Genomic DNA, 18,229 nt, shown 5'->3' with positions numbered 1-18,229 from the left:
GCCATCGGCCCACCGGGGCGATGCCACAATTCGGCCCATGCCGCGTCCCATCGAAGCCCTGATCCACGTCCCCGCCCTGGCCCACAACCTCGCCCGCGCCCGCGCCTGCGCGCCGGACGCCAAGGTCTGGGCCGTCGTCAAGGCTAATGCCTATGGCCATGGCCTGGCCGCGGCCTACGAAGGCCTGCGCGGCGCCGACGGCTTCGCGCTGCTGGATCTTGCCGAGGCGCAAACCCTGCGCGAGCTGGGCTGGCGCGGTCCCATCCTGCTGCTGGAAGGCTGCTTCGAGACCCGCGATCTGGAGCTGTGCTCGCGGCTCAAGCTCTGGCATGCGGTGCACTGCGAGCAGCAGATCGACTGGCTGGCGATGCACAAGACCCATGAGCCGCACCGCGTCTTTCTGAAGATGAACAGCGGCATGAACCGCCTGGGCTTCACGGCCAGCGCCTTGCGCGCCGCCTGGAACCGGCTCAACGCCCTGCCCCAGGTCGACGAGATCTCGCTGATGACGCATTTCTCCGACGCCGATGCGAACCGCCTGGGCGGCGACGGCATCGCCCATCAGCTGGCGGCCTTCGACGCCGTCGCGGCCGACCTGCCCGGCGAGCGCTCGGTCAGCAACAGCGCCGCCACCTTGCGCCATACCAGCCGGGTGCGCAGCGACTGGGTGCGCGCCGGCGTGATGAGCTATGGCGGCGTGCCGGACTATCCCGAGCACGACGCCGCCCACTGGGACCTGCGCCCGGCGATGACGCTGCGCTCCAAGATCATCGCCATCCAGAACCTGCAGCCCGGCGACACGGTCGGCTACGGCAGCAGCTTCACCGCCGCGCGGGCGATGCGCATCGGCATCGTCGCCTGCGGCTACGCCGACGGCTATCCGCGCCACTGCCCCAGCGGCACGCCCATCCTGGTCGAGGGCCAGCGCACGAGCACGGTGGGCCGGGTCTCGATGGACATGCTGGCGGTCGACCTGAGCGAGCTGCCGCAGGCCGGTTTCGGCAGCGAGGTGACGCTGTGGGGCTGCGGCCCCAAGGGCGCGGTGCTGGCGATCGACGAGGTGGCCAAGGGCGGCGGCACCATCGGCTACGAGCTGATGTGCGCGCTGGCACGAAGAGTGCCTGTGACGATTCAACATCTGGAGTGAACACCATGGACATGCCGGCGCACCAACTCAGCATGACGGTCCTGATGACGCCGGACATGGCCAATTTCTCCGGCAATGTGCATGGCGGCACCATCCTGAAGCTCCTGGACCAGGCCGCCTATGCCTGCGCCAGCCGCTATGCCGGCCGCTATGTCGTGACGCTCTCGGTCGACCAGGTGATGTTCCGCCAGCCCATCCATGTCGGCGAGCTGGTGACCTTTCTGGCCTCGGTCAACTTCACCGGCAGTTCCTCGATGGAGATAGGCATCAAGGTGGTGGCCGAGAACATCCGCAGCCAGATCGTGCGCCATGCCAACAGCTGCTTCTTCACGATGGTGGCGGTCGACGACGCCGGCAAGCCGGCCAAGGTGCCGCCGCTGAAGCCGGTGACGCCGGACGAATGCCGCCGCTTCGCCTCGGCCCAGCTGCGCCGCGAGCTGCGCCAGGAGCTGGAACAACGCTTCCAGCAGATCCGCCAGCCGGGGGCTTGTTGAAACTCGACTGGCAGCCTCAGCCCTGGGAACTGGAGCTCAGCTTCATCCGTGCCCAGGGGGCCGGCGGCCAGAACGTCAACAAAGTCTCCAGCGCCGTCCATCTGCGCTTTGACATCCAGCGCTCCAGCCTGCCGGCGCTGATCAAGGAACGGCTGCTGCACTTAAGCGACCAGCGCATCACCGGCGAGGGCGTGGTCGTGATCAAGGCCCAGGAGCACCGCAGCCAGGAGATGAACCGTGCCGACGCGATCGAGCGGCTGGTCGCGCTGGTGCAGAGCGTGGCCCACACCCCGAAGGCGCGCCGCGCCACCAAGCCGACCTATGGCTCGCAGCAGCGCCGGCTGCAGGGCAAGTCGCTGCGTTCGGGCATCAAGGCCGGGCGCGGCAAGCCCGGCATCGAATCGAAAAACTCTCATGGTCACGCGCCGGCGCCTGCTGCTCCTGCTCTTCATCCTGCTGGCCGTCGTGCTCAGCGCCGCGCTGGCCCGCTGGCGCATGCATGCCTGGGACCGGCCCCAGGTGGTCGCGCTCTACCCGATCAGCGCCGACGGCCTGCCGGCCACCGAGGCTTATCTGCAGCGGCTCGATGGCGCGGCCTTCGACGCCTTGCAGGACTTCTTCGCTGCCGAGGCGGCCCGCCACGGTCTGGCGCTGGCTCAGCCCTTTCGTTTCGAGCTGGGCCGGCGCATGGTCAAGCAGCCGCCGGCGCCGCCAAGCCAGGCCGGGCCGCTGGCGGCGATCAGCTGGAGCCTGCGCATGCGCTGGTGGGCCTGGCGCGAGACCCCAGCCACCTCGCCGGTTCCCGATGTGCGGCTCTATCTGATGTTCCATGCGCCGAGCCGCGAGACCCAGCGCCTGCCGCATTCGGTCGGCCTGCAAAAAGGCCGGCTGGGCCTGGCGCATCTGTTTGCCAGCCCGGCCCAGCAGGGCAGCAACCAGGTCGTGATCGCCCATGAGCTGCTGCACACCTTCGGCGCCAGCGACAAGTACGACGGCGCCAGCCTGCAGCCGCGGCCGCCCGAGGGCTATGCCGAACCGGAGCGCTTCCCGCCGCTGCCCCAGCTGAAGGCCGAGTTGATGGCCGGCCGCATCCCGCTCAGCGAGACCGAGTCGCGCATCCCGGCGGGCCTGGGCGAGACCCTGGTCGGCGAGCGCAGCGCCCGCGAAATCGGCTGGCGGCGCTGAAGCACGAGGCGGCTCAGCGCGCCCGCGTCGCGATATAGAGGCTGACCAGGCTCAGCCCCATGCCGGCCAGCGACATCGCCGTCGGCTGCCAGCCCTCGAAGACCGCCGAGATCAGCAGCGCGATCACCGGGATCACAACCCCGGTCAGCGCCGCCCGCGCCGGCCCTTGCGCCTGGGCCAGCTTGAAATACAGCACGAAGGCGAGCACCGAGCCGAACACCGCCAGATAGAGCAGGGACAGCAGATAGCTCGGCCGGGTGTCGAACTGCAGGCCGGCCCCGCTGCCCAGCGACAGCGCCAGCAGGAAGAGCGCGCCATAGCCCATGCTCCAGGCCAGGATGGGCACCAGGGGCAGGCTGCGCCGGGTCAGAGTGAGGGTCAGCACATTGCCTATGCAGGCGCACAGCACCGCCAGCAGGCCCAGGCCTAGACCGAGCGCGGCCGTCGGCCGCGCGCCGGTGGCGGCGATCTCGGGCCAGAAGATCAGCACCACGCCCAGCACCCCGCCGCTGGACGCGAGCAGAAAGCGCCGCGTCACCGTCTGGCCGAAGAACAGCCGGCCCGACAGCGCATTGCCGAACACCATCAGCGAGAACAGCACCGCGACCAGGCCGCTGGGGATATGGCGCTCGGCCTCGTAGACCGACCAGTAATTGCCGCTGTACTGCACGATGCCGGTGGCCGCCATCAAGAGATGGGCCGAGGCCGGCAGGCCCAGGCTCTCGCCGCGCCAGCGCGCCAGGCCCACCAGCAGCAGGGCCGCCAGCGCAAAGCGCCAGGCCACCGAGTTCAGCACCGGCACCGGCGAGTCCAGCTGGTAGAGGATCACATGCCAGGTGCTGGCCCAGATCAGCGTGGGAATCCAGAACAACCAGCGTTGCTGCGCGAGGGTGGGCATCAAAAAATCGGGCCGCCCTATTGCCAAGGCACCGGCGGCCCGCCTTCAAAGATAGGGGAAGGGGTTCAAGCCACGCGCTTGAAGGTTGCCAACAAGGCACCGGCGGCGATGAAGAGCGAGCCGAAGGTCTTGTTGAGCAGCTTCAGATGGGCCTCGGAGCGCAGCGCCGCCAGCACCTTGGCGGCCAGCACCGTGTAGCCGGCCATCACGACCAGATCGGTGAAGCACAGCGTCGCCGCGATCACCAGGTATTGCGGAGCCAGGCTGCGGCCCAGATCCAGGAACTGCGGCACGACGGCCAGCAAAAAGACCGTGCCCTTGGGGTTGACCGCGTTGATGGCCCAGCCACGCAGCACCAGGCGGCCGCGCGTCGTCAGCGCGGCGCCCTCGGCATCGGCCGCTACCATGGGCTTGGCCGGCGCGCGCCATTGCTGCACGCCCAGAAACACCAGATAGGCCACGCCCAGCCATTTGACGATGGCAAAGCCCATCGACGAGGCCGCGATCAGGGCGCCCAGGCCGGCACCGACGACGACGATCTGAGTCAGGATGCCCAGCACCAGGCCGAAGGTCATGAAGTAGCCGCGCTTGAAGCCATGGTTCAGCCCGGCGCTCATCGCCGCAATCGCACCCGCACCGGGCGACAGGCTGATCGCCCAGGACGCCGCAAAAAAAGCCAGCCACACCGACAAGTCCATCACCACTGCTCCTGAACGCAAGACGGCGGGCTCATCGCCCGCCGCAGGCAGGCTTTGTAGCACGGGCGGGCCTGCTCGCGCCGTCACGGGCTTTACAGTCGTGCGGCAGACGGTGCCGGGAACGGTACGGACAATAGCGGGAGGATCAATGCACAACCAGGCTTCTCAGCACCGAAGTGAGCGCAGGCTCATCGAGCAGACCCGGCAGCGCTTGCGGCACCAGCGCTGGCTGCGCCTGCATGTGCTGCTGATCGCGGCCTGCACCCTGGGCTGCCTGTGGCTGGGCGGCGCGCTGCTGCGCACCGCGGGTGTTGAATCGCTGGCCTGGCGCTTTGCGCTGGTCCTGCCCTTCACCTACTTGGTCTACCTTGGTCTGTTGCGGGTCTGGGCGACCTATCTGCTGAGCCGCGAAGAAGGCTCGCCCGATGCGGCCGAGCTCGCGGGCGAACTGCCCTTGCCGCGCCGGGGCGGCTCCTCCGGGCCAGAGTTCAGCAGCGGTGGTGGCGGCGACTTCGGCGGCGACGGTGCCAGCGGCGACTTCGCCGAGGGCGCACTGAAGGTCGGTGGCGAGGCACTGGGGGCCCTCGACGAGGGCGCGGTGGTGGTTCTGCCACTGGTCGCGGTGCTGGCCATCGCCGGCCTGCTGGCCGGGCTGCTGGGCGCCGGGGTGTTTGCGCTGTTCGGCGTCGAGGTGCTGATGGCGGTGGCGGTCGAGGTGGCGCTGGCCGCGCTGGCCGGCGGCTTCGCCTGGCGACGCCAGCGCGAGGGCTGGCTGCTGCGGGCGCTGGGCCACACCTGGCGCGCGGCGCTGGCCATGCTGGTGCTCGGTGTTGCGCTCGGCGCGGCGATCGACCACTGGCTGCCCGAAGCGCAGTCGCTGCCGCATGCGCTGAGCCTGTGGCGTCAGAGCTAGGACAATCCGCCCCCATGGCCAAAGACAAAACCATCTTCACCTGCTCCGACTGCGGCGGCACCAGCGCCAAATGGCTGGGCAAATGCCCGGCTTGCGGGGCCTGGAATACCTTGATCGAAGGCCCGGCCGAGGTCGGCGGCAGCGGCGGCAAGAACCGCTTCCAGGCCCTGGCCAAGAGCCAGCCGGTGGCCACGCTCAGCGAGATCGAGGCCAGCGACTTCGAGCGCACCCCCACCGGGCAGGAAGAGCTGGACCGGGTGCTGGGTGGCGGCATCGTGGCCGGCGGCGTGGTGCTGATCGGCGGCGACCCGGGCATCGGCAAGTCGACCCTGCTGCTGCAGGCCATCGACGATCTGTCGACCCGGCTGCCGGTGCTGTATGGCACCGGTGAGGAATCGGGCGCCCAGCTCGCGATGCGCTCGCGCCGGCTGGGCCTGGCCGGCGCCAAGGTGCGGGTGCTGGCCGAGATCAGCCTGGAGAAGATACTGGCGACCATCGAGGTCGAGCAGCCGGCGTTCTGCGTGATCGATTCGATCCAGACCGTCTACTCCGAGCACCTCAGCTCGGCGCCCGGCTCGGTGGCCCAGGTGCGCGAATGCGCGGCCCATCTGACCCGCACGGCCAAGGCCACGGGCTGCGCGATGGTGCTGGTGGGCCATGTCACCAAGGAGGGCGCGCTGGCCGGGCCGCGGGTGCTGGAGCACATCGTCGACACGGTGCTGTATTTCGAGGGCGACACCCACAGCAGCTTCCGCCTGGTGCGCGCGATCAAGAACCGCTTCGGCGCGGTCAACGAGATCGGCGTGTTCGCGATGACGGACAAGGGGCTCAAAGGCGTGGCCAACCCTAGCGCGATCTTTTTGTCCACCCATGGCGAGCCGGTGCCGGGCAGCTGCGTGCTGGTGACGCTGGAGGGTACGCGGCCCATGCTGGTCGAGCTGCAGGCCCTGGTCGACAGCGGCGGGCCGAGCCCGCGCCGCCTGAGCGTGGGCCTGGACCGAGACCGGCTGGCGATGCTGCTGGCCGTCTTGCACCGCCATGCCGGCGTCGCGACCATGGACCAGGATGTGTTCGTCAACGCGGTCGGCGGCGTGCGCATCAGCGAGCCGGCGGCCGATCTGGCGGTGCTGCTGGCGATCCAGAGCTCGCTGCGCGGCAGGCCGCTACCCAAGGGCTTCATCGCCTTTGGCGAGGTCGGGCTGGCCGGCGAGGTGCGGCCGGCGCCGCGTGGCCAGGAGCGGCTCAAGGAGGCGGCCAAGCTGGGCTTCAGCGTCGCCGTCGTGCCCAAGGCCAATATGCCAAAGGGATCGCCGAAGAAGGATCTCGAGGGCCTGACCGTGCATGCGGTCGAGCGCATCGAGGACGCGATGGATCTGGTCAGGGGGCTTTGAACTCGCCCGGCGCCCGGGCCTCGCCGCCCATCAGACGCCGGCCGGCGCGCTTGTTGCGGTACATCGAGTCATCGGCCGCCTTGGTCAGGCTCAGCTCGTCCTGGCCGTCCTCGGGATAGAGCGCCAGGCCCAGCGAGCAGGTGATCTCGATATGCAGGCCGTTCAGCTCCATAGGCAGCGCCACCTGGTTGAAGATCTTGTCGGCCACCAGCTGGGCGGTCTCGCGCGTCACCGGGCCGGTCAGCAGCACGACGAACTCGTCGCCGCCGATCCGGCCCACCGTGTCGGTCTCGCGCACCGAGCTCTTGATGCGGCGCGCCACGGTCTGCAACAGCTGGTCGCCCACCGCATGGCCGAACTGGTCATTGATGGGCTTGAAGCGGTCCAGGTCCAGCAGGATCAGGCCCAGGTTCTCGTTGTAGCGGCGCGAATTGGCCAGCGCGAAATGCATGCGCTCGTCGAAATGGGCGCGATTGGCCAGCTCGGTCAGCGGGTCGTGCAAGGCCATGAAGCGCAGCCGCTCCTCGGACTGGCGGCGCGCATTGATGTCGGACAGCGTGCCGATGATGCGCAGCGGCCGGCCCTGCTCGCCGCGCTCGACCACGGTGGCGCGTGCCAGCACCCAGTTCCAGCCGCCGCTGCCACTGGCCACCCGGTACTCGCTGACCAGGCTGGGGCACTGCCCGTCCAGGCAGCGCTGCAGCTCGGACTGCAGGCGCGGCAGATCCTCCGGGTGGGTGCAGGCCAGCAGCTGCGACAGATTCGGCTCGCCCTGGCCGGGCCGCAGCCCCATGATGGTCTTCCAGCGCGCCGAGCTGCTAATGCTGCCATCGGCGGTGTGCAGATCCCAGACGCCGTCGCCGGCCCCCTCCAGCGCGAAGGCCCAGCGCTGCTCGCTCTCGCGCAGCGCCCGGGTCATGCGTTCGGCCAGCGCCAGTGCCCGGCCCCGCGAGGTGGCCAGCAACCAGGCCAGCAGCGACAGCAACCCAGACAGGCCGGCGCCGGCCAGCAAGACGGCCTCGGTGCCGAGCGCGCCGCGCAGGCTGGCAAAACGCGGCTGGGCCTGCAGGCTCACCGTCCAGGTGTGGCCGCCCACCACCAGAAACTCCTGCGCCTGCAGCAGCGGCCGGACGGGCTCGTCCTCGGCCGCCAGCACCGAGCGGTACAGCAGCCGGTCCGCAGCCAGCTCCTGGCCGTCGTACAGCGTCAGCAGCAGACCGGGCGGCAGCTCCCCGTAGAGGCTGGCCATCAGCTCCTGCACCAGCACCGGCGCCACCACCCAGCCGCGCAGCCGTTCGCGCCGCTGCGTCACCGAGGTCGGCGGCTCATTGCCGCGATAGATCGGCAAGGCCATCAGAAAGCCGGCCGGGTTGCCGGTCTGCGGGCCCGGCAGGGCCAGCTTGGTCGACAGCGCCAGCCGGCCCGAGTCGCGCGCCGCCTCCAGCACCTCGGCCAGCAGCGGCTCGGCCAGCAGATCGCGACCCAGCATCAGCTGGTTGCGCGCCACGCCGGGCTCGATCTGCACCACCGGGGCGTGGCGCGGACGCTGGCCCTCGGGCCAAATCCGGAAGGACTCGTTGCCGGCCAGGCGCTGCCGGCGCAGCAGCTCAGGCAGCTCGGCGGCGTCGACCAGCAAGGCCAGGCCCAGGCCCTGCAGCCCAGCGTAATCGGCCCCCAGCGGCAAGGCATCGACATAGCGGCGCAGCGCCGCCGCATCGGTCTGCGGATAGGCCTCGACAAAACCGCGCAGCCCCTGCAGCAGATGCTCATGGGCCGCCATGCGCTGCTCGACGCGCTGACCGACATCGCGCAGGCTGGCATCGAAGGCGGCGCGCAGCTGCCGCTCCTCGTGGCGGCATTGCTGCTGCCAGACCAGCAGGCTCAGGCCCAGGCCGGCGGCCAGCACCAGCCACGGCAAGCCGCGCCAGCGCGAACCCATGGCATGTGGACCGGTGGTGCCCAAGATGGAGGACCTCTTGATTTCAGAACTGAACCATAGCCCTTGCCAGCTCGGGTTTGAAATATTTCTCAAATATGCGCAGCACCGTGCCATCACGCCGCATCTCGTCAACCAGGGTCCGCCAGCGGCCCTGCTCGGCCTCGGACAGGCTGGCACGCGACATGATCAGCCCGTGCGGCACCGGCGGATCGCCGAACTCGATGATCTGGCTCAGCTCGCGCAAGCGTTCCGACTCCAGCGTCGGGTAGTCGAAGGGCTCGACGATCATGGCCTGGATCTGGTTGGCCTGCAGGGCCTTGAATAGCGGCGTCAGGCCCGAGGACAGGGTCAGGCCTTGCCGGGCATCGACCACATCGACCAAGCGATTCGCGCTGGCGCTGTAGCGGAAGCTGCGGATCACGCCCAGCTTCAGCCGGGGGTTGCGCTCGAAGTCTTCCAGCCGCGCGACCTGGGCATCGCGGCGCAGCAGCAGGTAGTACTTGTTGGAGAAATACCAGGCGAAGGCGGCGAACTTCTCGCGCTCGGCGTTGCTGATGCCCGACAGGCTGAAGTCCAGCGCGCCCGATTCGATCAGCTGCCAGATGCGGGCGCGCGGCAGCAGCGAGACATGGAAGCGGCAGCCGCTGCGCCGCGCCAGCTCGTCGGCGATGTCTTTGTCGATGCCCTCACCGGTCTCGGCCGAGTAGAGCAGGCCATGGTCATGCAGGGCCAGACTCAGCGGGCGCGAACAGTCGGGCCTGGCCTGCGCCAGGCCCAGGCAGCCGGCCAGCACGAGCAGCAGCAGCCAGCCTCGTTCCCGATTCCTCACACCGGCCTCCCGTCACAGCCCAGACCGGGCCAAGAATACGGCAAGCCGGGTTACGAGCCTAGAACAGCCGGCCGCGCAGCCAGCGCCGCAGCCGGGCCCACAGGCCGTCGTTGACGGGCACTGGGGCTGCGACCGGCGCCGCCAGCTGGGCCTCGAAGCGACCGAAGAACTCGCCAATGATCTTCTGCGCGGCGGCCTCGATCACGCGCGAGCCGATCTGGGCCAGCTTGCCGCCGATCTGCACCTGGGCCTCGTAACTGAGCAGGGTCTGGTCCGGGCCTTGCGGCGTCAGCCGCACGCTGGCCGTGCCCTTGCTGAAGCCGGCCGGGCCGGCCTGGCCCTCGAAGCTGAGGCGGTAGCCGTGCGGCGCCTCGATATCGGCCAGGCTCAGCTTGCCGGTGAAGCGCGCCCGCACCGGGCCCAGCGCGGCGGCGACCACGGCCTCCAGCTGCTCGGGCGCGCTTCGCCGCAGGCTCTCGCAGCCGGGGATGCTGGCCTGCAGCACCGCATCGTCGTTCAGCGCCGCCCAGGCCGTAGCCTGGCCGCAGCGCAGCAGTTTCTCGTTCTTGATCAACATCTCAGGGCAGGTCCGTGGACAGAGGGACGGCGGCGTGGCCATGCTTGGCGGCCAGCACCGCATGCCAGTCGCGCCAGGCGCGGCCGGGGTGGATCTCGCCGCAGCCCGGGCAGCGGCGCTGCTCGGCCGGGGTGTCGTAGAAGGCCTGGTAGACCTTGGGTAGGTCCTTGACGATGCTTTGCAACTGCAGCTCGCGGCGCAGCACGAGGCCACCGCAATGGGCGCAGGTCCACTCGAAAGCGTCGATCACGCCCTGCGCGCGCTGGCGCTCGATCACCAGGCAGACACTGCCGGACTCGGGCCGCTGCGGCGAGTGGCGCACATGGGGCGGCAGCAAAAAGATATCGCCCTCGCGGAGATCGACGCGCTGATACTGGCCGCGCTCCCACAACAGCAGATGGGCCGTGCCCTTGAGCTGGTAGAAGAACTCCTCCTGCGGGTCGTCGTGGAAGTCGGTGCGCTGGTTCGGGCCGCCGACCACGGTGCAGATGAAGTCGGCGTCCTGCCAGATCTGCTGATTGCCCACCGGGGGCTTCAGCTCGGCCGCGTGCGCGGCGATCCAGCGCTGCAGATTCAGCGGGGGTCCAAATTTAAGCATTTAGAAAAGTCTCCATCTATGATCCGGCCGCCCATGTCGAACGACCTTCCCAGCACGGCCACCCACAAGCTGCGGCCCGCCAATGTGTCGCTGAAGCAGCTACGCGGCTTTGCCGCCGTCGCGCGCGAGGGCAGTTTCACCCGCGCGGCCCAGCAGCTGTTCCTGAGCCAATCGGCGCTGTCGGCCTTGATACGCGCGCTGGAGGCCGAGCTGGGCCTGCGCCTGCTGGACCGCACGACGCGCCGGCTGGAGCTGACCGAGGCCGGTCATGAGCTGGTGCCGACGGTCGAGCGGGTGCTGGCCGATCTGGACCATGCCGCCCACGACCTGCGCGCGGTGGCCGAGGCGCGCCGTGGCCGGGTGCGTCTGGGCACGACGCCGTTGCTGGCCGCCAGCATGATGCCCGAGTTGATGCAGAGCTTTCAGGCCGCCCATCCCGGCATCGCGCTGAGCCTGCTGGACGCCAGCGCCGACCAGTTGGTCGGCCAGCTGCGCCTGGGCGAGCTGGACCTGGCCTTGGCCACCTTCGACGACGCTGCCGAGCCCGATCTGCAGTTCGAACCGCTGCTGGCCGATCCCATGGTGCTGGTCTGCGCCGCCAGCCATGCGCTGGCCGACGCCCAGCAGTTGCGCTGGGCCGATCTGCTGGACCAGCCGCTGCTCTTGATCAAGCCCGGCAGCGGGCTGCGCGCCCTGGTCGAGCAGAGCTTTGCGCCGCTGGGTGGCTGCCCGCGCCCGGCCCAGGAAGTGGCCCATATCAGCACCGCGATGGCGATGGCCGCCGCCGGCCTGGGTGTGGCCATCCTGCCGGCCTATGCGCTGAAGGCCGGGGCGGCTGCGCCGCAGGGCCTGGTCGGCGTGCCGCTGACCGAGCCCCGGGTGCTGCGCCAGCTGAGTCTGGCCCAGCTGAAACAGCGTTCGCTGTCGCCGGCGGCGCGCGCCATGGTCGAGCATCTGAGGACGCATCTGCAGGCTCCTGTCGCGGTCAAACGCTCACGTCGGCGCACCGCGCCATGATGGTGCGCAGCGCCGAGTAAGGCGTCACCAGCGAGGTCTTGGGATTGTCGGGCGACGGCAGGTTCTGCACCTGCAGGCTGATACGGCCGACCCGGCTTTGCGCTTCGATCTCATGCACATTGCCGCTGGCCTGCGGGTCGGCGATCAGCTCGACCCGGGTCTGATCCAGGCCCAGCGTGCACAGCGCCAGGGTCGCGGCCACATTGGCATTCTTCGGATACTGGCGCGCCGCCTCGCGGGCCGTGCCGCGGAAAAACACGGTCGGCTCGCGCACGGTGGCCAGGTCCAGCAAGGCCTCGGCCGGCGTGTCGCGCCAGGCCTGCGGCGGCTTGCGCGAGCGGTAGCAGACGCTGTCCAGACCGGCCAGCCGCGCCGCCTGCAACCAGTCCAGCCCGGCCAGCGCGCCCGAGGGCAGCAGGACCTGGCGCCCCTCGGCGCCGGCCTTGCGCTGCAGCGCTTCCAGCAGGGCTGCATCGGACAGCGCCCCGACCGAGATGATCAAGAGATCGGCCCCGGCCTCCAGGCAGGCCTCGCCATGGCTGCGCACCGCCTCGTGACCGGCGGCCTCGACCACCAGCTGCGGGCCCAGGGCCAGCAGCGCTTCGATCTCGGTCAGCACCGGCACGGCCAGGCCCGCGCCCTCCTCCGCATGGCGGCACAGCACGCCCACCAGCTCGACACCGGCGGCAGGCCCCAGCGCCAGCAGCTCGGCGGCGATCACGCGGCCGATCGCCCCGTGGCCGATCAGGGCCACTCTCATTGCTTTGTTGTTCACCTTGCCATCTCCAGGGCTTGATGCACCACACGGCGGGCCAGCACGGCCGCCAGATGGGCGCGATAGTCGGAGCCGGCATGCAGATCGCCGGCCATCAGGTCTTGATCGACGCGCAGGCCTTGCAGCGCGGCCGGCTCGAAGCGGCGCGCCAGCGCGGCCTCGAAGGCCGGCAGGCGCTGCACGCCCTGGGTCGTGCCGCTGACGGCGACGCGCACCGCGCCATCGTCCAGCTGGGCCACGGCCACGCCCACCAGCGCAAAGCGCGAGGCCGGCTGCTCGATCTTCAGATAGGCAAAACGCCGCGGCCGGCGCAGGCGCAGGCCGCACAGCAGCTCGTCCGGCGCCAGCGCGGTGCCGAAGAAGCCGGTGAAGAAATCATCGGCTGCGAGCTCGCGCCGCTCGGTCGCAAAGCTCGCGTCCAGTGCGAGCAGCCCGGCCGGCCAGCAGGCGGCCGGATCGGCATTGGCCACCGAGCCGCCCACCGTGCCCATCGCCCGCACCTGGGCATCGGCGATATGGCCGGCCATCGTCGCAAGACCCGGCACCCAGGCGCGCAGCGCTGGCGACGCGGCCAGCTCGCGATGGGTCTGCATCGCGCCGAGCAGCAAGCGGCCGCCCTGCTCGCGGCTCTCGCGCAGCGCCGCGATGCCGCCCAGGTCGATCAGCCGCGCCGGCGCCATCAGGCCCAGCTTCATCGCCGCCAAGAGGCTTTGCCCGCCTGCCAGCAGCTTGGCATCGACGCCGTCGCGCAGCAAGGCCAGCACCTCGGCCACCGAGCCGGGGCGGCAGTACTCGAAGTCATGCATGGTCCGCCTCCCCGCGCATCACCGTCAGGCCCTCGCAGACCGCAGAGACGATGCCCTCGTAGCCGGTGCAGCGGCACAGATTGCCGGCCAGCGCCACACTGACCGGGCCGGGCTCGGCCGGCACATCCTCCCGCGCCATCGCGCAGGCCCGCATCAGCATGCCCGGCGTGCAGAAGCCGCATTGCAGGCCATGGTGCTTGGAGAAAGCCTGTTGCAAGGGATGCCAGCCACCCGCAGGCGCCAGGCCCTCGACGGTCCGCACCGCAGCGCCGTGGGCCTGCAGCGCCAGCAGATTGCAGGCCTTGACCGCGCGACCGTCCAGCAGCACGGTGCAGGCCCCGCACTGGGCGGTGTCGCAGCCGCGGTGGCTGCCGCTCAGGCCCAGCTGATCGCGCAGCAGGTCCAGCAGCAAGGTGCTGGCCGGCAGGTCCAGGTCCTGCGCCTGGCCATTGACGGTGAGCGTGAGGCGCGGCATCGCGCTCAATCCAGCTTCAGGCCGCTGAGGGCGAACTGCTCGCGGATCGTGGCCTTCTCGGCCTCGGTCAGCGGCAAGAGCGGCCGGCGCACCGGTCCGCCGACGCGGCCCAGCAGCTCCAGCCAGTACTTGCTGTGCGCCTGCGGCTTGCCCTTGGGCTTGCAGGCCTTGAAGGCCTGGCGCGCCGACTCCAGGCTGTCGCGCACCACCCTGGCCTCCTTGAACTTGCCCTCGAAGGCCAGGCAGGTGTAGTCGTTGATGCGCTGGTCGGCGCCGGTCTGCAGCAGCAGTGGCGGGGTCGAGCACAGGTACAGGCGCCAGCCCAGCTCTTCGATATTGTCCAGCCACTCCTCCTCCGAGGCGGTGCTGACCTGGATCTGATCGCCGACCAGGCGGCTCAGCTCGATATACATCTCGCGCGGCACGCTGTACTTGATCGCGACGATATTGGGCAGCTGCGCGATGCGAGCACAGAGCGCCGGGCTCATCAGGTAACCGCAGTCCGGGTGGTTCCACATCGCGATGCCGATGTCCAGCTGCTCGCTGATATGGCGGTAGTACTCGTAGATGGTCTCGTCGGTATCGGCGCCGAAATGCAGCACCGGGCTGTGCACGACGATCCAGTCGGCGCCCACCGCCTGGGCATGGCGGCCCAGCGCCAGCACCGTGTCCAGATTGGTGTCGGAGCAGGACATCACGGTGCGCGAACCCAGGGCTGCGGCCTCCTCGGCGGCGATCTCGAAGCTGCGCTTGCGCTCTGCCAGCGACATAGCGAAGAACTCGCCCTGCTTGCCGCAGACGAACAGGCCGCCGAGCTTCAGCCCGCCCATCCAGTGGCGCAGATTCGCGCGAAAGCCCTCTTCGTCGACGGCGCCGCTGGCATCGAACGGTGTCAGGGTGGCGGCCCAGACGCCGGTGAAATGCGCCTTGGCATAGGCCTTGGCGTCTTGCTTGCTGTAGTTCATGACTTGCTCTCCGTGTTGTCTTGGTGGATGGCCCGCCACAGGCGCTCGGCCGTCAGCGGAAAGTCGAGTTGTGGGTGGCCGCCCAGCGGCCGCAGCGCGTCATGCGCGGCGTTCAGCAGTGCGGCCGGCGCACCGATGCAACCGGCCTCGCCGACCCCCTTGGCGCCCAGCGCATTGGCGGCGCTGCGGGTCGGCAGGCTGGCAAGCCGCAGGCGCGCCGGCATGTCGTCGGCGCGCGGCAGCGCGTAGTCCATCAGCGAGCCGGTCAGCAGCTGGCCCTGCTCGTCATAGACCAGGCGCTCCATCAGGCCCTGGCCCAGGCCCTGGGCCAGGCCGCCGATCAGCTGCCCATGGACCAGGGCCGGCACGACCACCTGGCCGGCATCGTCGACCCAGACCAGGTCCTCGATGCGGGGCTGGCCGGTCTCGCGATCAATGGCCAGCGCCAGCATCACGCAGCCGGCCGCCCAGGCCTCGTGCGCGACCTCATGCACCAGGTCCACGGTATGCGGCAGCGCCGCACCGGCGGCCAGTTCAGCGCGCAGTTGCTGCGCCGCCTTCAGCACCGCGCTGCCGCCGATGGCCGTGCTTCGGCTGGCCAGTGCGCCTATGCCCACCGGGCAGGCGGCGGTATCGCCATGAAGCACGCGGATGTCGGCGCTCGCACAGCCCAGCGCCTCGGCGGCGATCAGCGCATAGCTGGTCTCGCGGCCCTGGCCTTGGGCCGTGGCGCCGGTGGACAGCAGGTAGCGGCCATCGGCCTGGGCCGTCAGGCGCACGCTCTCGAAGCCCTGGCCGCAGGGCTCGACATAGAGGGCGATGCCCAGGCCCACCACCTCGCCGGCCGCGCGGCGGCGCGCCTGCTCGGCGCGGCGCTCTTCGTAGCCGAACATCTCGGCGGCGCGGCGCAGCAGGGCCGGCAGATCGCAGGCATCGAGGCGCTGGCCATTGGGCCAGTCGGCGGGCAGCTGCTGCGGCGCCCAGCAGTTGCGCAGGCGCAGCGCCAGCGGGTCCAGGCCCGCGCCGGCGGCCGCCTCGTCGATCAAGCGCTCCGTCAAGATGGCCGCCTCGGGCCGACCAGCGCCGCGGTAGATGCCCACCGCGGCAGCGTTGGACAAACGGCCCTCGCCGCGCACCGCCTGCACCGGCACGCGGTAAGGCCCGGGCAGGATGCGGCAGGCGTTGCGCAGCGGCGCGGCCGCGCTATAGGGCAGCCAGTGGCCCAACGCAAAGCACAGATCGGCCTGCAGCGCGGCGAGGTGGCCGTCGGCGTCCAGCCACAGCCGGCCCTGCAGCCGCGCGGCGCGGCCATGGGTGGCCGACAGCAGGTCCTCGCCACGGGTGGACTGCCACAGCAGCGGCCGGCCCAGCCGGCGCGCGGCCCAGGCCAGCATCAGGTCTTCCGGAAACACCGAGGCCTTGCCACCGAAAGCGCCGCCGACATCGGGCGCCACCACCCTCACCTGTTCCAGTGCCAGGCCCAGCGCCAGCGCCAGGTCCTCGCGGGCGCGGCTGGGGGTCTGGGTCGACAGCCAGGCCAGCAGGCCCCGGCCGTCCCAGCTCAGGAGCGCGGCGCGCGGCTCCATCGGCGCCGGCGCGACCCGAGGCAAGGCGATCTGCGCCTCGGCCGCTGGCGGGCTCTCGGGCAGGCGACCCACGGCGAACTCGCTGCGCAGCGCGACGTTGTCGGGCAGGCCGGGATAGAGGGCGGGGGCGCCTTCGCTCTGGTGGTCCAGAACCGGGGCCAGGTCTTGATAGTCGGCCCAGACCAGATCGGCCGCCGCCTGGGCCTGGGCCCGGCTGTCGGCCAGCACCAGGGCCACCGGTGCGCCGACCGCCAGCACCCGGTCGGCCGGCACCAGCTCGGCCTCGGGCAGATTCATGCCGGCCAGCAGGCGGTTGACGCGGGGCTGGCGCAGGCCGGCGAAATCGGCCGGGCCCAGCACCGCCAGCACGCCCGGCTGGGCCCGCGCCTCGGCCATCTCCAGGCCCAGCAGCCGCGCATGGGCATGGGGGCTGCGCACAAAGACCGCGTGGGCCTGGCCGGGCAGGCGGATATCGCCGACAAAGCGCCCGCGCCCGCTCAGCAGGGCCGGGTCTTCGACGCGCAGAAAGCCGGCGGCGTCGGGGATGGCGGCTTGTTCGGTAGGCATGGGGGCAATTGGACACAGGGCCTAGCAGCAATACAAACGCAAAATATTTGTTGATTCAGTGGTTTTGTTTCTGGATCGATTGCAGCACCGGAACGCAAAGGAGTTCGGATATTTTGGATACCTAATAAATATTGTGTATACATGACATCATTGAAGCATCCCATCTCAACGAGGCCGATGTCATGAAGAAGACTGTTCCGACCCCTGCGCCGCGCAAGACCAGCCGGCTGGCCGCGCTGTTGGCTGTGGCCATGCTGGGCGCCAGCGGCGCCGCCTTGGCTCAGGCCGAGGGCAGCGCGGTCAGCATCTACGGCTTTCTGAAGGTGGATGCCGAGATCGTCAGCGGCGGCAGCAACGGCAGCCTGAAGCGCCTGGCCAACAACCTCTCGGTGCTGGGCTTTCGCGCCCGCGAGGACCTGGGCGGCGGCCTCAGCGTCTGGGCGCAGATCGAAACCAATGTGCGGGCCGACACCGGCGAAGGCCCCTGGGGCGGGCGCAACACCGGCATCGGACTCAAGGGCAGCCTGGGCGAGCTGGTGCTGGGCCAGTGGGAAACGCCGCTGCGCTTTGTCTCGATCTATGCGGTCGACCCCTTCACGGCCGGCATCTTTGCTTCCAACCGCCTGATAGGCAACGGCTTCGCGACCGCGGCCAATGGCGCGGCGGCCGCCTCCTTCGACCGCCGCCAGCCCAATCTGATCCAGTACTGGAGCCCCAGCATCCAGGGCTTCAGCGCCCGGCTGGCCTGGGCGCCCAGCGAGGAGAAGACCGACAAGACCGCACCCGAGCTGTTCTCCGGCCTGCTCAGCTACAGCCAGGGCCCCCTCTATGCCGCCTATGGCTACGAGCTGCACCGCGAGTATTTCGGCCCCGGCAGCGCCGACAGCGCGCACCGTTTTGGCATCGCCTACTCATTCGGACCGACGCGGCTACGCGGCAGCTGGGAGCGGCTGCGCTACGAGCCGGCGCCGGGCCAGCAACTCAGCCGCAATGCCTGGCAGCTGGCCCTGACCCATCAGCTGAGCGCCAGCGGCAGCCTGCGCGCCTCCTATGTGCGGGCCGGGCGCTCCAGCGGCAATGCCAGCACGGCCATCGGCGGCATCGCGCGGCCGGGCAGCGACTCGGGTGCCAGCCAGGTGTCGCTGGGCTATGGCCACACCCTGTCCAAGCGCACCGAGCTGTGGGCCGCCTACACCCGCATCAGCAACGGCGCCGACGCGCTCTACAACCTGTCGGCCAACAGCCTGGCCGGGCTGCAGGCCGGCCAGGACCCGCAGGGCCTGGGCCTGGGCATCACGCACCGCTTCTGAGGGCGGTGCCGATGCCTGGTGGCAGCTCAGGCGGCGGTCTTGCGCGGCCGGCCGCGCGT

18 protein-coding genes and 1 pseudogene are annotated in these 18,229 nt (G+C 70.2%); 8 read left to right on the top strand and 11 right to left on the bottom strand.

From position 1 onward, the window contains the following. The first annotated feature begins 37 nt into the window (after positions 1-37). From alr to PO768_RS14605, 4 genes and pseudogenes are all read left to right on the top strand, one after another. Positions 38-1,147 carry an alanine racemase gene (alr, locus tag PO768_RS14620; RefSeq protein ID WP_272646633.1) on the top strand — a complete coding sequence of 370 codons (1,110 nt, stop codon included), beginning with the start codon at positions 38-40 and terminating at the stop codon, positions 1,145-1,147. 5 nt (positions 1,148-1,152) lie between these two features. Beyond that, positions 1,153-1,641, top strand: a complete 489-nt coding sequence (locus PO768_RS14615) for an acyl-CoA thioesterase (RefSeq protein WP_137945714.1) — start codon at positions 1,153-1,155, stop codon at positions 1,639-1,641. Beyond that, positions 1,548-2,030: pseudogene (arfB, locus tag PO768_RS14610) on the top strand (alternative ribosome rescue aminoacyl-tRNA hydrolase ArfB); the annotation flags it as partial. The gene PO768_RS14615 and the pseudogene arfB, both read left to right, overlap by 94 nt. A 25-nt stretch (positions 2,031-2,055) precedes the next feature. Then, positions 2,056-2,826 carry a hypothetical protein gene (locus PO768_RS14605; protein ID WP_272646632.1) on the top strand — a complete coding sequence of 257 codons (771 nt, stop codon included), beginning with the start codon at positions 2,056-2,058 and terminating at the stop codon, positions 2,824-2,826. A 13-nt stretch (positions 2,827-2,839) separates the two neighbouring features. Here PO768_RS14605 and PO768_RS14600 read toward each other — a convergent pair whose 3' ends face one another. Together PO768_RS14600 and PO768_RS14595 are read right to left on the bottom strand one after the other, a co-directional pair. Further along, a complete protein-coding gene (locus PO768_RS14600; protein WP_272646631.1) occupies positions 2,840-3,724 on the bottom strand; it encodes a DMT family transporter in 885 nt (294 codons plus the stop codon). 65 nt (positions 3,725-3,789) lie between these two features. Next, positions 3,790-4,422, bottom strand: a complete 633-nt coding sequence (locus tag PO768_RS14595; protein ID WP_272646630.1) for a LysE family transporter — start codon at positions 4,420-4,422, stop codon at positions 3,790-3,792. A 148-nt stretch (positions 4,423-4,570) separates the two neighbouring features. Between PO768_RS14595 and PO768_RS14590 the strand changes: the two genes are divergently transcribed. After that, on the top strand, positions 4,571-5,335 hold the full coding sequence (locus tag PO768_RS14590; RefSeq protein WP_272646629.1) for a hypothetical protein: 765 nt from the start codon (positions 4,571-4,573) through the stop codon (positions 5,333-5,335). Between the two features lie 14 nt (positions 5,336-5,349). Next, positions 5,350-6,726: a DNA repair protein RadA gene (gene radA, locus PO768_RS14585; RefSeq protein ID WP_272646628.1), complete on the top strand. Its 1,377-nt coding sequence runs from the start codon at positions 5,350-5,352 to the stop codon at positions 6,724-6,726. On the opposite strand, the gene PO768_RS14580 is transcribed toward radA, so the two are convergent. From PO768_RS14580 to PO768_RS14565, 4 genes are read right to left on the bottom strand one after another with little or no spacing between them, the layout of a single operon-like run. Next, positions 6,713-8,665, bottom strand: coding sequence for a sensor domain-containing diguanylate cyclase (locus tag PO768_RS14580; protein WP_272646627.1), 1,953 nt, complete (start codon positions 8,663-8,665; stop codon positions 6,713-6,715). The genes radA and PO768_RS14580 overlap by 14 nt on opposite strands. A gap of 43 nt (positions 8,666-8,708) precedes the next feature. Beyond that, positions 8,709-9,494 (bottom strand): substrate-binding periplasmic protein, encoded by a 786-nt coding sequence (locus PO768_RS14575; RefSeq protein ID WP_442953232.1) that lies wholly within the window; start codon positions 9,492-9,494, stop codon positions 8,709-8,711. A gap of 58 nt (positions 9,495-9,552) precedes the next feature. After that, a complete protein-coding gene (locus PO768_RS14570) occupies positions 9,553-10,071 on the bottom strand; it encodes a CoxG family protein (protein WP_262971990.1) in 519 nt (172 codons plus the stop codon). A gap of 1 nt (position 10,072) precedes the next feature. After that, complete coding sequence (locus PO768_RS14565) at positions 10,073-10,669, bottom strand: 3-hydroxyanthranilate 3,4-dioxygenase (RefSeq protein WP_272646626.1); 597 nt, start codon at positions 10,667-10,669, stop codon at positions 10,073-10,075. Between the two features lie 33 nt (positions 10,670-10,702). On the opposite strand from PO768_RS14565, the gene PO768_RS14560 reads away from it, so the two are divergent. Further along, positions 10,703-11,686, top strand: coding sequence for a LysR family transcriptional regulator (locus tag PO768_RS14560; protein WP_272646625.1), 984 nt, complete (start codon positions 10,703-10,705; stop codon positions 11,684-11,686). Here PO768_RS14560 and PO768_RS14555 read toward each other — a convergent pair. From PO768_RS14555 to PO768_RS14535, 5 genes are read right to left on the bottom strand one after another with little or no spacing between them, the layout of a single operon-like run. Beyond that, on the bottom strand, positions 11,655-12,461 hold the full coding sequence (locus PO768_RS14555) for an aspartate dehydrogenase (RefSeq protein ID WP_272646624.1): 807 nt from the start codon (positions 12,459-12,461) through the stop codon (positions 11,655-11,657). The two genes, PO768_RS14560 and PO768_RS14555, sit on opposite strands and share 32 nt — an antisense overlap. Continuing rightward, positions 12,458-13,267: an FAD binding domain-containing protein gene (locus PO768_RS14550; protein WP_272646623.1), complete on the bottom strand. Its 810-nt coding sequence runs from the start codon at positions 13,265-13,267 to the stop codon at positions 12,458-12,460. The genes PO768_RS14555 and PO768_RS14550 overlap by 4 nt, the downstream gene beginning before the upstream one ends. Next, positions 13,260-13,742 carry a (2Fe-2S)-binding protein gene (locus PO768_RS14545; protein WP_272646622.1) on the bottom strand — a complete coding sequence of 161 codons (483 nt, stop codon included), beginning with the start codon at positions 13,740-13,742 and terminating at the stop codon, positions 13,260-13,262. Before PO768_RS14545 ends, PO768_RS14550 begins: the two co-directional genes overlap by 8 nt. Positions 13,743-13,747: 5 nt before the next feature. After that, the gene (locus tag PO768_RS14540; protein ID WP_272646621.1) at positions 13,748-14,707 is read right to left on the bottom strand and encodes a dihydrodipicolinate synthase family protein; all 960 of its coding nucleotides are present in this window, start codon (positions 14,705-14,707) and stop codon (positions 13,748-13,750) included. Further along, positions 14,704-16,860: a xanthine dehydrogenase family protein molybdopterin-binding subunit gene (locus tag PO768_RS14535; RefSeq protein WP_272646620.1), complete on the bottom strand. Its 2,157-nt coding sequence runs from the start codon at positions 16,858-16,860 to the stop codon at positions 14,704-14,706. The genes PO768_RS14540 and PO768_RS14535 overlap by 4 nt, the downstream gene beginning before the upstream one ends. A 182-nt stretch (positions 16,861-17,042) precedes the next feature. On the opposite strand from PO768_RS14535, the gene PO768_RS14530 reads away from it, so the two are divergent. After that, on the top strand, positions 17,043-18,170 hold the full coding sequence (locus tag PO768_RS14530; RefSeq protein WP_272646619.1) for a porin: 1,128 nt from the start codon (positions 17,043-17,045) through the stop codon (positions 18,168-18,170). Positions 18,171-18,229: the final 59 nt, after the last annotated feature.

The sequence above is a fragment of the Paucibacter sp. XJ19-41 genome, from assembly GCF_028462495.1.
GTDB lineage: Bacteria > Pseudomonadota > Gammaproteobacteria > Burkholderiales > Burkholderiaceae_C > Roseateles_E.
This window is presented reverse-complemented; position numbering and strand designations above follow the sequence as displayed.